The following is a 12,655-nucleotide window of genomic DNA, read 5'->3' on the forward strand; positions in this document are numbered from 1 at the left end:
GACTTTTTGTCAATCAAAAAGTACCAGATATGGGAGTGGTCGGGGGGAAAATCCCTGGACTTTTTCCCTGAAAATTAGGTAATTTACCCGATGAAAATGGGTAAAACCCCACACCCCACCTGCCCTACCGATGTCGGGGGGGTTGGGGGGGTTACACCCTGCCCCTAGGAAAAACTTTTTCAGCAGACCCTAGTTATTAGTTATTAGTTATTAGTTATTAGTGGGGAGGTGGGGAGGTGGGGAGGTGGGTGATGGGGTTTTAGGGTTTTGGGGTATTAGTTGAAACTTCCCTATTTCCCCATTCTCCCATTCCCCCATTTCCTATCCCCTGTTCCCCGTTCCCTAAATTTAATCGGATAAAGTGAGAATTTCGACACCAGTTTCGGTGACGGCGATGGTGTGTTCAAATTGGGCCGAAAGTTTACCATCTTTAGTAATAGCAGTCCAACCGTCTTTTAAGACAATATGTTGCCAGGTTCCCTCATTAATCATTGGTTCAATGGTGAATACCATGCCGGGGCGAATTTTTTTGCCCTTGCCACGAGTGCCGTAGTGGGGAACCTGCGGACCGGTGTGAAAAACATTACTGATACCATGACCGACAAAATCTCTAACCACCGAAAATCCTTGTCCTTCGGCATATTCTTGGATAGCCGCCCCGATATCGCCGATTTTACCCCCCGGCTGCACTGCATCTATGCCTCTTTGCAGACATTCTCTGGTAACTTCCACTAACTTTTTGGCCAGGGGGGAGGGAGTACCGACAAAGAAAGTCTGCGAGGTATCGCCGTGATAACCCTCTAAAATCGGGGTGACATCGATGTTAATAATATCGCCGTCTTTGAGGATTTGATCGGCGCTGGGGATGCCGTGACAGATAACCTCGTTAATGCTAGTACAGATAGACTTAGGAAAGCCATGGTATCCTAGGGGCGCACTTTTGGCTCCATGGGCGCGAGTCCAACGTTCTGCCTCGTCATTGATTTCTAGGGTACTCACCCCCGGTTTAACCATATCGGCCAGATGGTCTAACAGTTTAGCCGCTAATCGTCCGGCTCGACGCATTTTTTCAATTTCCCGGGGAGAGAGTAAGGTGATGGTATCGTTGCCCATGAATTATCCGACTGTTGAGAAAGATTCTTGTTACATTTCTTATCCTAGCAAAATCGGGCAGCGTTATTGTTTAGGGGGTTGGGTTATGGGAGTAGGAAGTGGGGAAGTAGGGTGTGGGGTGTGGGGTGTAGGGTGTGGGGTGTGGGGTGTGGGGAGACCACTTCGTGCGCGTTGCGGGGGGAAATGGGGAGAATAAATAAAAATAATCTCCTGTCTCCTATCTCCCGTCTCCCGTCTCCTGACAAGACAAATTAACCGAATCTACCGGCTACATAATCGCGAGTTTGTTGATTAACTGCATCGGTGAAAATTTTCTGGGTGGTGTCACATTCCACCAAACGACCGACGCGGGTTTCATCGGCATTAAAAAAGGCCGTGCGATCGGATACCCTAGAGGCCTGTTGCATATTATGGGTGACAATCACGATCGTGTATTGTTGCTTCAATTCATGGATTAATTCCTCGACTTTGAGGGTAGAAAGGGGGTCTAAAGCGGAACAAGGTTCATCCATTAATAATACTTTTGGTTTTACCGCCAAAGCGCGAGCAATACACAATCTTTGTTGTTGTCCTCCCGATAATCCTAAAGCGGATTTCTTCAACAGATCTTTAACTTCATTCCAAAGAGCAGCCCCTTTTAAAGCTGATTCCACAATCCCATCTAATTCACTGCGACTAGCGGAACGATAAATTCTAATACCGTAGGCAATATTATCGTAAATACTAGCGGGAAAAGGGTTAGGACGCTGAAACACCATGCCCACCTGTCGCCTTAAGGTATGGAGGTTAACTTTGGGGGCGTAGATATCTTGGCCAAAAAACCTAACTTTGCCCTTAACTGTTACTTGTCCCTCTAATTCCCCGATGCGATTGAGGGCTTTTAAGAGAGTAGATTTACCACAACCAGAGGGGCCGATCATGGCGGTTACTTGCCTTTGAGGGATTTGTAAAGAAACCCCTTCCAGGGCTTTTTTGCTACCGTAGAAAAAGCTAAGATTTTCGACTTCGATCGCCGAATTAGCTAGAGAAGTAGGACTGTTCATGAGAGAGGAATCGATCATCAGAAAAATGCTTAATTTGAGCGTTTACGAGTGACAAAACGGGAGAGAAGGCTAGTAATTAAAACTAAGATAATTAGGACTAAAGAAGCTGTCCAAGCTAGGGAATTTTGTTCAGGAAAGGGGGAACTAGCGTAGTTATAAATCAACACTGTTAAAGCTGGTGTGGGCGACCAAAGACTTTCTTGCCAAAATTGACTAAATAAAGCCGTAAACATTAAAGGGGCAGTTTCTCCGGCGGCCCGGGCCACCGCTAATAATATCCCGGTCATAATCGGTGCGATCGCTGCTGGCAGGACAATGCGAAATACCGTATCGAAACGGGAACCCCCCAAAGCGGAGGAACCGAGACGGTAGGACATGGGTATTAGTTTTAGTGCCTCTTCCGTGGTTAAAGCGACAATGGGCAACATGATCACCCCTAAAGCAAAGGCCCCCGCTACGGCGGAAAATTGTTTGGTAGTTAACACCAAAACCCCGAAGGAAAACACCCCGACGATGACGGAAGGGGTACTACTCAACACCACGATCGCAAAGCGCAGAATACCACCAATTTTGGAACCCCGAGCGAATTCCGAGAGAAAAACCCCGGTGAGAATCCCCAGAGGTATGCTGCCGAGGGATGCTAAACCGACCATGGTTAAAGTACCCACGATCGCATTGGCAAAACCGTTGGGAACACTGGGATCAGAGCCAACTGGGGCGGGTAAAGAGGTGAAAACTTGCCCATTGAATCCGGGTAAACCTTCTTTGACAATTTGAAAGAGGATAGCGAATAAAGGCAGAATGGCGATGGCACTAAGAGCGATCGCTAAACCCGTGAGACCGTTGGTAAAAAAATGTCGCCAGGGTGACAGGGGTTGCTGTAAATCTTCTTCAGGAAAAGCTCCTTGGCTCATAAAATTAACGATTGCGGTTGATAAATTGTACTAATAAAGCCGCTACACTATTGACGGCTAAGGTAATAACAAATAGAATCAAAGCTAGATACATCAAAGCTCCGATGTGGATTTTTTCAAAAGCTTCTGGGAAGGTATTAGCTAGTACAGCGGGAATAGTGTAACCGGGGGCCAAGAGGGAGGGAGTAATAATCGAGGAGTTACCGATTACCATGGCCACCGCCATAGTTTCCCCTAAAGCGCGCCCTAAACCGAGGATAATCGCCCCGATAATGCCAGAACTCGCCGCCGGCAATAACACGCGCCAGATGGTTTCCCAACGAGTCGCCCCTAGGGCCATGGAGGCGCTGCGTAATTCGGGGGGGACGGTAAGCAAGACATCGCGACTGATAGCGGAAATAGTCGGCACGATCATGATGGCCAGGATCACACCGGCGATCAGCATACTTGGTCCCAAAGGTTGGGTATTAAACAAAGGGAACCAAGCAAAATTTTGAAATAACCATTCTTGCAGGGGTTTAAGCACGGGAATTAGTACGAAAATCCCCCATAAACCAATAATTACACTGGGAATCGAGGCAATTAATTCCACCAGAAAACCGATGGGATAACGGATACTTGCTGGTAAATAATTCTCGCTAGTGGTTAAAGCAACGGCAACACTGAGGGGAATAGCTAATAAAAGAGCCAGAATCGAGGAAACGATCGAACCGAAAATAAAGGGTAAACCACCAAATTTGAGGACGTTAACATCCCAAGTGGTTCCCCAGAGAAATCCCCAACCGAATTCATTGATCGCCGGCCGCGCATCCTGAAAAACAATCCAGGCCATCCACAGCAGAAAAATTAAGCCGGAGGCGGCACAAATCCAGACTAGGATCGTAAAAATGCGATTGAATAAACCCGCAGTGCCGGGGCTTTCGTTAAGATTGGCCGCCGAGAGATCAAAAGACTCAACGGGTTCAGAAAAATTAGCCATAAGGTAGAGAGCGATTACCAGTTATCAGTTGTTGAAAACGCAACTGTAGGGGCTGAACATTGTTCAGCCCAGAGAAAAGAAATACTTGCAGTTATTAGTTATGGACTTAACCGGTAACTTTTTTCCATCTTACTGGAAAGCGGTGACAATCAATCCCAAAATAATACAAAAGTATTTAGGGTTTGCGGCAAAAAGTACGGGCGAAGCATTCGGTTAGAAAATCTCCGGTTTCACCGATAGGTTATTGCCCGAATGCTTCGCCCCTACAGGACGCGGGCCGATGAAGACGCAAGGTTTTGAACGGCGATTCTCTCAAAATTTGCACCTGTTTCGCTCGTAAAGCCACAAAACCCTTACCTTGCCTACATTTCACATTTATTCAGCAAACCCTATTTATTTAATTTTGTTAACTTCGGCTAAAACTTTTTCAGTCACCGATGGGGGAATCCGAGTAAATTCCAATTGATTGTTAATACCTTGACCGGTGGTGAGAATCCAAGTCAACAGTCTTTTAATTTCCGCCGCTTTTTTGTTATCAGCATAGTCTCTCGGTACTAATAACCAAGTAATCCCGACGATCGGATAACCACTGCTCGGATCGTCCATATTAGCGGTAAAATCGGCGTTAAATTTGATCCCTTCCATCGCCTTGTTAGCTTGGGCGAGACTGGGTTCGACAAATTGACCGGCTTTATTTTGAACTTTGGCGGTTCTCATGGTTGCCCCTTCGTTTTTGCGGGCAAAGGTATCTTGAACGTAACCGATCGAGCCTTCTGTTTGTTTAACCAGGGCCGCCACACCATCATTTTTCGGCCCTTTGAGAACGGTAAAACCCCAGTTAGGTTCTTTGCTGGTTCCCACTTTACTTTTGAAGGAAGAACTAATCGCGCTCAGGTGAGAGGTAAAAATCTCCGTAGTACCGCTACCATCAGCCCTAACCACTACTTTAATGGGTTGGTTGGGCAGTTTCGGATCCACCTGTCTCCAGTTAGTGATCTCGCCACTGAAGATTTTACCGAGGTTAGCCCGGGAAATTTGCAGGTTATTTACCCCGGGCAGATTATAAACCACGGCGACGGCTCCTCCGGCGGTGGGAACTAGCAGTAAACCGTTTTTCATCTGGCTTTTTTCCGAGGAGGAAGGAGCGGCATCGGAAGCCCCAAAATCGACGGTTCCGGCGATAAATTGCCGGACACCGGCACCGCTACCGACGGAATTATAGTTAACGGTGACACCAGTGGCGTTTTTATAGTCGGCAAAATAACGCTGGTATAGGGGCGCGGGAAAGGAGGCTCCCGCACCGTTCAGGGTTTGGGCGAGGGTTTCTCCCATCGTCCCTGCTAAGGCCGCTGCCGTGGCGAAGGAGACAGCACACACACGAGTTAGGGTAGCAGTTGAGAATATCATAAATTTTCCGGTTGAAGAATCCTGCACAATTGAAGAAAGTTGAACTTTCTTCAAGATATAGTTTAAGGCACAAATATTACTTTTAAATCTAGAAATATTGGGGATTTTTTTTGGTTAAGATTGGGTAAAATTTTGGTTAAGTTTAATTTAAAAATTCACAGCTTTTGGCAATAATTTAGATCGATCAAGACAAAAATCCATTGTATCTATTCAAGGATGAAATCTTAATTTAAACCATCTGTTGGGGAGAAATTGCCCGGACAAAGCTTTTTATCTAGGGTTTGCTGAATAAATCTAAAAATCTTGTTGGATAAGGCTTTTAGACTTTACACCCCACACCCCACACCCCACACCCCACACCCTGCCCCCACGAAAAACTTTTTCAGCAGACCCTATCTAGGTGTGTCAAGGCAAACAGGGCCACCGCTGCTTTTCGCTACTGTTAAGTTTGTTATCTTTTTGGTAGAATTTTTACATCAAATCAATTTTTTTTGAAATGATGGAGATAGATTTTTCTGACTCCCAGAAAAGCAAGGGGATGGATAAATGCTGATAAATCTCGATAAATTGCTCAAAAAGGCTCTTCTTTTTGTTAGTGCTGGTGTTTTAGCTGCTTGCGCTCCCGTTGACTTCCAATCAAACAAATCAATTATTATTGATGGGTCTAGCACCGTTTACCCGATCACCAAAGCTGTCGCCGATGAATACAAAAAACAAAAACAGCCGTCTGCGGATATAAGCGTCAAATTTTCGGGTACTACTGGCGGATTTCGGCAGTTTTGCGCTGGAAAAACCGATATTAGCAATGCTTCGCGACCGATTCGCAGCGATGAGATCGAAGCCTGTAATCGGAATAACATTAGATTTATCGAATTGCCGATCGCCTTTGACGCACTCACCATCGCAGTCAATAAAGAAAACAATTGGATTGACAGCATCACTTTAGAGGAATTAAAAAAAATCTGGGAACCTGCGGCCCAGGGTAAAATTACCAAGTGGAGTCAGGTGCGATCGGGATTACCGGATAAACCTCTCAATCTCTTTGGTGCGGGCAAAGATTCGGGAACTTTCGATTATTTTACGGAAGCGGTGGTAGGAAAAGAAGATGTTAGCCGCAGCGATTACGTTGCCAGTGAAGATGACGACACTTTAATCCAAGGAGTTAGTCAAGATGCCAACGCCCTGGGATATTTTGGTCTAGCTTACTACGAAAAACAAGCGGCGAACTTAAAAGCTTTAGCAATAGACAGCGGTAAAGGGGCTGTTTTGCCCTCCCGGGAAACGGTGCTACAATCCACCTATCAACCCTTAGCCCGTCCTTTATTTATCTACGTTAACGCCCAAAAAGCTCAGTCTAATAAAGATTTACAGCGTTTTGTCGAGTATTATCTCAGTCAATCTCAAAATATCGTTCAAGAGGTCGGTTATATTCCCCTGAGCGGTGAGCATTATCATTTAGCCAAGGTCACTTTCTTTAACGGGGAAGCGGGAACAGTTTTCGGGGGACACTCAAAATTCGATGTGACTTTAGCCGAATTACTGCGCCAGAAAGCCAAGTTTTAGAAACTTAAAATAGGGTGAGATTAACTCGCCCTATAAAATTTTATTTTAGCTATTATTGCTGTGATCTTAACCAAAACGACCGCTAACATAATCTCTAGTGGACTCTTGAGCGGGATTTTGAAAGATAACCTCGGTGCGATCATATTCCACTAAATAGCCTACTTTACCCCCTTTTGGGGTCGGTTCAGCATTATAAAAAGCCGTTAAATCAGAAACCCGCGACGCTTGTTGCATATTATGAGTAACAATAACTATAGTATATTGGGTTTTTAATTCGTGAATTAATTCCTCAATTTTTAGGGTAGAAATTGGATCGAGTGCCGCACAGGGTTCATCCATTAAAACAACTTCCGGTTTAACCGCAATAGCGCGGGCAATACATAACCTTTGTTGTTGTCCCCCCGATAAAGCTAAACCACTTTCTTTGAGTTTATCTTTAACATCATCCCAGAGAACGGCTTTTTTTAAAGATTCTTCCACTAATTGATCCATATCACCGATGTAACCATTTAAGCGCGCCCCAAAAGCGATATTTTCATAGATAGATTTAGGAAAAGGATTCGGTTTCTGAAAAACCATACCAATACGACTGCGTAACCCGATAGGATTAACGGAATTACCATAAATATCTTGACCGCGAAAGGTAACTTTTCCCTCAATTTTGGCACTTTTAACCAGATCATTCATGCGATTAAAACAGCGCAAAACCGTACTTTTCCCGCAGCCAGAGGGACCGATAAAGGCGATCACTTTTTTCTCAGGAATATCAAGGTTAACATCACGAACAGCGAGATTAGAACCGTAGTAAACATTTAAGTTTTTGGTTCTCAAAACCGCATCGGTAAAAACATCGGTACTATACATAATCTTTAAAAAAAAAGGAGATGGGTGTTTTTTTAGTGACTGGTAAACAGTAATCGGTAATCAGTGAAAAGAAAACTCCCAACTTGCCACTTCATACTGTTCACTGAAAACTCACATCTGATAACTGATAACTGATAACTGATAACTGATTTAGCCAAAACGTCCACTAACATAATCTTTAGTTGCTTGTTCTTGAGGATCACTAAAGATTTTGTCCGTATGATCAAACTCGACTAGATAACCAATTTTGCCACCTTTATCGGTGGGTTCAGCGTTATAAAAAGCCGTTAAATCTGCTACTCTAGTAGCTTGTTGCATATTGTGAGTAACAATAATAATCGTGTAACGTTCTTTTAATTCGTGCATTAACTCCTCAACTTTTAAAGTTGAAATTGGATCCAGTGCCGAACAGGGTTCATCCATTAATAATACTTCTGGTTGAGCGGCAATAGCGCGAGCAATACATAATCTTTGTTGTTGTCCCCCCGATAGGGAAAAACCGCTTTCTTTTAGTTTATCTTTTACTTCTTCCCAGAGAGCTGCCCGACGCAGGGAAGTTTCTACTAATTCATCTAAATCGCCTTTATAACCATTTAATCGCGCTCCGTAAACCACATTATCATAGATGGATTTGGGAAAAGGATTAGGGCGCTGGAACACCATACCGATATATTTTCTGACTTCGACCGGATCCACCTCTTGAGAGTAAATATCCTGGTTATGATAAAAAACTTTGCCGTCAATACGAAAACCGTGAATTAAATCATTGAGACGATTAAAACACCTGAGAATGGTACTTTTTCCACAGCCAGAGGGTCCGATAAAAGCGGTGACTTTATTTTTGGGAATATTGATCGAAACGTCTCGTACTGCTCGATAATTTCCATAGTAAATATTAGCCTTATCAACCTTTAAAACGGTTGCAGTTGATTGGGTAGTGCGATTAGTTAGCATAAATTATTGACCTTGAATTTGGATAATTGAGGAATTGGAAAGATAGGTAGATTTTTACTTAAATATCCCTTTTTACTTTTTCCTTGACTTAAGTAGGGAGGCACAATTATTTGTAGGATGGGTTAGCGATAGCGTAACCCATGCGGGCGTTGGGTTTCATGCTTCAACCCAACCTACGTTCTTTTTCCTTGACTTAATAGGTTTTCTGGCGCGTGGCTAAACGGGATAAAATGTTAGTTACCAACACCAAAAGCACCAGAATTAAAGCACCTGCCCAAGCTAATTGCTGTTGGGGGGCAAAAGGGGCAGTAGCAAAGTTGAAAACTAAGACCGAAAGGGTGGCAATCGGTTCAAAGACACCCCGGGGCCAAAAGTTAGAGAATAATGCCGTAAAAATTAAAGAGGCCGTTTCTCCAGCAGCCCTAGCAATTGCTAAAGTCACACCGGTTAAAATAGCGGGAACAGCGGCAGGAAGGACGATTTTTAGGACGGTTTGGTAGTTATAGGCCCCTAAACCCATGGCCGCCCAGCGGATGTCTTGGGGAACGATTTTTAAAGCCTCATCGGTGGTTCTAATAATAGTGGGTAACATTAACACCGCTAAACCGATCGAACCGGCAAGGGCAGAAAAGCCTAAAAGGGCTGTTCCTTCGCCAAATAAGGGGGCAACTAGCAAACCGTAGGCGAAAACCCCGACAATAATCGAAGGGACACCCGCTAAAACGTTGGTAGCAAAGCGCACACCCTGGGCAAGTTTATTATCACCGCTAAATTCCGAGAGATAAACCGCCGCTAAAACGCCAATGGGAACCGCGATCGCTGTGGCGAGGGCGACGACGATAATTGTCCCTAAAATGGCGTTAGCGATGCCTCCTCCTCCTAACCCCGGCGGTGGCGGTAATTTGGTAAAGAGATTGGCGTTTAAACGGCCCACCCCTTGCACAAAAACGAAGCCTAGGACGGCAAAAAGGGGAATCACGGTGACGGCTAAACATAAACCCGATAGGACGGTCATAATTGTCCCCAATAGCGATCGAGGACTACTCGGTTTCTTTTTGAGATTATTGCCTAAATTCGCACTATCCATATCAGTTATCAGTGAACAGTAATCAGTTATCAGTGAACAGTAATCAGTAATCAGTAAACAGTGATTAGTAAACAGTAAACAGTGAAAAGTGAAAAGACAGCAGTAAACTGCCATTTGATGATGATCACTTAATACATACTGCTCACTTAAAACTCAAAACTTAAAACTGATAACTGATAACTGATAACTGATGGCTTAATACTTAGCTTTAACGCGATTAACGATTAATTCGGCGAAGATATTGACTACTAGGGACAAAACCAAGAGAACAAAACCTGCATACATTAAAGCTGATACTTGCATTCCCGATGCTTCGGCGAATTGGTTAGCCAATAAGGAAGCGATCGTGTTAGCGGGGGCGAGAATAGAGGCACTAATGCGGTTAGAATTGCCGATAATCATCGTTACTGCCATGGTTTCCCCTAAAGCGCGCCCTAAAGCTAACATAATCCCCCCGACAATCCCGGAAAAAGCGGCGGGAATTAATACCCGAAAAATTGTTTCCCAACGGGTGGCCCCCAAACCGAGGGAAGCTTGCCGCAAATCTGGCGGTAAAGCGGCCAAAGAGTCGCGAGAGATAGCGATAATAATCGGCAGGATCATAATTGCTAAAATAACCCCCGCCGGTAACATTCCAGGACCCCCTAAAGGAGTACTAAACAGAGGAATCCAACTAAAATTAGCATTTAGCCAGTTACCAAGGGGTCTGAGGATAGGAATCAGCACGAAAATACCCCATAATCCGTAAACAACACTGGGAATGGCGGCCAAAAGTTGTACGAGAAAAACCAAAATTGTCCGCGCATTTAAGGGAATAAAATCTTCGCTTAAAAAAATGGCCGAACCGATACCGAGGGGAACAGCAATCAGGAGGGCAATCAGAGAACTAACGAGAGTTCCGTAGATAACGGGCAGAACTCCGAATTCTTCGCGACCGCGCACGGGATTCCAAGCACTACTGGTCAAAAATCCCAGACCAAAGGTTTGAATCGCCGGTAAAGCCCGAATAAAAATCACTAGGGCAATTAGGAGCAAAATTAGCCCAATAGCGATGGCAAAGGCGGTAGTTAATCCAACAAAGCCTTTATCGAGGATTTTTTCCGATTCTGGACGTTCTTTAAAATTTGAGTCGGGTGAAACTGTGGGCGCACTCATGATTAGGGTTTAAATCCAGCTAGTTTGCGGTAGCTAAGGTCGAAATTGGCCTTTCTCCATTATTATTGTAACTTTGAATACATTTTTTCGGCTACTAATCCACCTTGATTGTGTAATCGGGATAGATGACATCGGCGGCGGCGGCTACTCGTTCGCGGACATTTTTCGGTAGGGGAATATAACCAAGGGCGGCGGACTGTTCCTGTCCCTGATTGAGTCCAAATTCGATCATCGCCTCCATAGCTAAAGCTTTTTGGGGATCGTTGTATTTTTTATAAACCAACATCCAACTATAGGTGACAATGGGGTAGGAATTTTCCCCCGGGGGATCAACGATAAAAGCCCGCAGATTTTCGGGTAATTCCACCGTGGCTAAGGTGGCAGCGGCGTTAGTTTCATTGGGGATAACGAATTGACCGGCTTGGTTTTGTAAAGTGGCCATGGGCAGCTTATTATTTTTAGCGAAACCGTACTCGATATAGCCAATCGAGCCTTGATTTTGTTGAATTAGGGCAGTTACACCTTCATTTCCTCTACCGCCGAGAAATTTACCTTTTTTGGTCGGCCATTGTACGGCTTTTCCTTCACCGATACTTTTTTTCCATTCGGGACTAACGGCGCTTAAAAACTTAGTAAAAACTCCCGTCGTCCCGCTACCGTCTGCCCGGTGAACTACGGTAATTTCTTCATTGGGTAGTTTTAAATCGGGGTTATCGGCGGCGATTTTGGCATCGTTCCAACGGGTAATCGTGCCTAAAAAGATGCCTACATAGGCTTCCCTACTTAGTTTCAGCCCTTCTACTCCGGGTAAATTATAAGCCATAACGATGCTTCCCGCCGTCATCGGTAGCAGTAAAACCCCGCGGCTAACTCTGGCCATATCCTCGTCACTCATGGCCACATCGGAAGCGCCAAAATCGATCGTACCTTGGATAAATTGTTCGACTCCCGCCCCGCTACCGGTAGATTGATAGTTAATTAGTAGTTTAGAAAATAGTTGATTGATGGTGACAAACCAGTTTTGATATAGGGGTGCAGGAAAAGAAGCGCCCGCACCATTGAGGGCGACCTCTCCTTGCAGAGGAACTTGGGCGATCCTATTGCTTCCCTCTCCACTGGTTCCCGCCGTATCACCGCCCCCACAAGCGGTTAAAGTCGCTGTTAAAGTCGCTAGGGATAAGGCTGTTAGTAAATGGGTTCTGTTTTTGCTGAGCATAGGATTAATTTTGATCCGTAAACTGCCTTAAATCTTACGCTAAAACCTACCACGCCTTGGTAAAGAATAGGTTAAGAAGTGAATAAAAAAACATAATCTATTGTCAAGAAAAATTTTCTCGATAACTAGACAAAAATCTCAACTTCTTTTACTATCTATTTTGACTAAACATTAGTTTTAAGTAGGGAGGCACAATTATTTGTAGGATGGGTTAGCGGTAGCGTAACATAATCGGGCGTTGGGTTTCATGCTTCAACCCAACCTACGTTCTTCTTTTACTATTTATTTTGACTAAACATTAGTTTTAAGTCGCGGGTAAAGCCGCTGACTTTTCCAGTTTAGATTAGGTTTTTCTCTTTC

The 12,655-nt window shown here is 44.5% G+C and carries 11 protein-coding genes; 1 reads left to right on the forward strand and 10 read right to left on the reverse strand.

Features of this window, described 5'->3' with window-relative positions:
- Positions 1–348: 348 nt before the first annotated feature.
- From map to pstS (EWV68_RS00895), 5 genes are all read right to left on the reverse strand, one after another.
- Complete coding sequence (gene map / locus EWV68_RS00875) at positions 349–1,113, reverse strand: type I methionyl aminopeptidase (RefSeq protein ID WP_002760006.1); 765 nt, start codon at positions 1,111–1,113, stop codon at positions 349–351.
- Positions 1,114–1,364: 251 nt separating this feature from the next.
- Complete coding sequence (pstB, locus tag EWV68_RS00880; RefSeq protein ID WP_061432870.1) at positions 1,365–2,174, reverse strand: phosphate ABC transporter ATP-binding protein PstB; 810 nt, start codon at positions 2,172–2,174, stop codon at positions 1,365–1,367.
- Between the two features lie 11 nt (positions 2,175–2,185).
- A complete protein-coding gene (gene pstA / locus EWV68_RS00885) occupies positions 2,186–3,070 on the reverse strand; it encodes a phosphate ABC transporter permease PstA (protein WP_061432871.1) in 885 nt (294 codons plus the stop codon).
- A 4-nt stretch (positions 3,071–3,074) separates the two neighbouring features.
- Positions 3,075–4,049: a phosphate ABC transporter permease subunit PstC gene (gene pstC / locus EWV68_RS00890; protein ID WP_061432872.1), complete on the reverse strand. Its 975-nt coding sequence runs from the start codon at positions 4,047–4,049 to the stop codon at positions 3,075–3,077.
- Positions 4,050–4,442: 393 nt separating this feature from the next.
- A complete protein-coding gene (gene pstS / locus EWV68_RS00895; RefSeq protein ID WP_287168503.1) occupies positions 4,443–5,456 on the reverse strand; it encodes a phosphate ABC transporter substrate-binding protein PstS in 1,014 nt (337 codons plus the stop codon).
- A gap of 546 nt (positions 5,457–6,002) precedes the next feature.
- Here pstS (EWV68_RS00895) and EWV68_RS00900 point away from each other — a divergent pair.
- A complete protein-coding gene (locus EWV68_RS00900; protein ID WP_287168504.1) occupies positions 6,003–7,019 on the forward strand; it encodes a PstS family phosphate ABC transporter substrate-binding protein in 1,017 nt (338 codons plus the stop codon).
- A 66-nt stretch (positions 7,020–7,085) separates the two neighbouring features.
- Here EWV68_RS00900 and pstB (EWV68_RS00905) read toward each other — a convergent pair whose 3' ends face one another.
- The 5 genes from pstB (EWV68_RS00905) to pstS (EWV68_RS00925) form a co-directional block, all read right to left on the reverse strand.
- Positions 7,086–7,883 (reverse strand): phosphate ABC transporter ATP-binding protein PstB, encoded by a 798-nt coding sequence (pstB, locus tag EWV68_RS00905; protein WP_287168505.1) that lies wholly within the window; start codon positions 7,881–7,883, stop codon positions 7,086–7,088.
- A 150-nt stretch (positions 7,884–8,033) separates the two neighbouring features.
- Complete coding sequence (gene pstB / locus EWV68_RS00910; RefSeq protein ID WP_061432875.1) at positions 8,034–8,837, reverse strand: phosphate ABC transporter ATP-binding protein PstB; 804 nt, start codon at positions 8,835–8,837, stop codon at positions 8,034–8,036.
- A 193-nt stretch (positions 8,838–9,030) separates the two neighbouring features.
- Entirely contained in the window at positions 9,031–9,924 is an 894-nt protein-coding gene (pstA, locus tag EWV68_RS00915; protein WP_002797854.1) for a phosphate ABC transporter permease PstA, read from the reverse strand.
- Positions 9,925–10,119: 195 nt separating this feature from the next.
- Positions 10,120–11,079, reverse strand: coding sequence for a phosphate ABC transporter permease subunit PstC (gene pstC, locus EWV68_RS00920; protein WP_061432876.1), 960 nt, complete (start codon positions 11,077–11,079; stop codon positions 10,120–10,122).
- Positions 11,080–11,173: 94 nt separating this feature from the next.
- Positions 11,174–12,295 (reverse strand): phosphate ABC transporter substrate-binding protein PstS, encoded by a 1,122-nt coding sequence (gene pstS / locus EWV68_RS00925; RefSeq protein WP_061432877.1) that lies wholly within the window; start codon positions 12,293–12,295, stop codon positions 11,174–11,176.
- Between the last annotated feature and the right edge of the window lie 360 nt (positions 12,296–12,655).

Source organism: Microcystis sp. M_QC_C_20170808_M9Col (assembly GCF_007095495.1).
In the GTDB taxonomy this organism is placed as follows: Bacteria; Cyanobacteriota; Cyanobacteriia; order Cyanobacteriales; family Microcystaceae; genus Microcystis; species Microcystis aeruginosa.

What these genes read in the sequence shown, in the direction of transcription:
- map (WP_002760006.1), bottom strand. Translation starts at nt 1,113, where the DNA reads ATGGGCAACGATACCATCACCTTACTCTCTCCCCGGGAAATTGAAAAA.
- pstB (WP_061432875.1), bottom strand. Translation starts at nt 8,837, where the DNA reads ATGCTAACTAATCGCACTACCCAATCAACTGCAACCGTTTTAAAGGTT.
- pstB (WP_287168505.1), bottom strand. Translation starts at nt 7,883, where the DNA reads ATGTATAGTACCGATGTTTTTACCGATGCGGTTTTGAGAACCAAAAAC.
- EWV68_RS00900 (WP_287168504.1), top strand. Translation starts at nt 6,003, where the DNA reads ATGCTGATAAATCTCGATAAATTGCTCAAAAAGGCTCTTCTTTTTGTT.
- pstC (WP_061432872.1), bottom strand. Translation starts at nt 4,049, where the DNA reads ATGGCTAATTTTTCTGAACCCGTTGAGTCTTTTGATCTCTCGGCGGCC.
- pstA (WP_002797854.1), bottom strand. Translation starts at nt 9,924, where the DNA reads ATGGATAGTGCGAATTTAGGCAATAATCTCAAAAAGAAACCGAGTAGT.
- pstA (WP_061432871.1), bottom strand. Translation starts at nt 3,070, where the DNA reads ATGAGCCAAGGAGCTTTTCCTGAAGAAGATTTACAGCAACCCCTGTCA.
- pstS (WP_061432877.1), bottom strand. Translation starts at nt 12,295, where the DNA reads ATGCTCAGCAAAAACAGAACCCATTTACTAACAGCCTTATCCCTAGCG.
- pstB (WP_061432870.1), bottom strand. Translation starts at nt 2,174, where the DNA reads ATGATCGATTCCTCTCTCATGAACAGTCCTACTTCTCTAGCTAATTCG.
- pstC (WP_061432876.1), bottom strand. Translation starts at nt 11,079, where the DNA reads ATGAGTGCGCCCACAGTTTCACCCGACTCAAATTTTAAAGAACGTCCA.
- pstS (WP_287168503.1), bottom strand. Translation starts at nt 5,456, where the DNA reads ATGATATTCTCAACTGCTACCCTAACTCGTGTGTGTGCTGTCTCCTTC.